This is a genomic window from Aeromonas sp. sif2416 (genome assembly GCF_019218665.1).
Taxonomy (GTDB): domain Bacteria; phylum Pseudomonadota; class Gammaproteobacteria; order Enterobacterales; family Aeromonadaceae; genus Aeromonas; species Aeromonas encheleia.
Genome location: NZ_JAHUXC010000042.1, coordinates 1 through 374, shown reverse-complemented (window position 1 = coordinate 374; position 374 = coordinate 1). Strand labels below are relative to the sequence as shown.

Annotated in this window: 1 protein-coding gene; it reads right to left on the bottom strand. The window is 63.9% G+C overall.

Annotated elements, in window-relative coordinates:
• A partial coding sequence (locus KW821_RS21450) for a VCBS domain-containing protein (RefSeq protein ID WP_218292862.1) occupies nucleotides 1–374 on the bottom strand: 374 nt, incomplete at both ends.

The following is a 374-nucleotide window of genomic DNA, read 5'->3' as shown; positions in this document are numbered from 1 at the left end:
GCACCGTCATTGACGCCGGTGATGGTGATGGTCACGGTGTGGCTGGTGCCATCCAGGCTCTCAACCACGAAGGTCTCGACCTTGGTCTCGCCCGCGCCCAGGTACTGCACCTTGCTGTTGGCGACCTCATAGCTCCACTTGCCATCCGCATCGATCTCCAGCTGACCCAGGGCGCCGGCACTCGGGGTGCCCACACCCGGCTTGAACTTGGCTTCATCCGCCCCGTCCACGTCGGTCACGCTCAGGCTACCGGTCTCGGTCAGGTTACCGCTGACCACGTTCAGGTCTTCGGTCACCGCACCGCTGCCATCACCCACAATCACCGCACCGTCATTGACGCCGGTGATGGTGATGGTCACGGTGTGGCTGGTGCC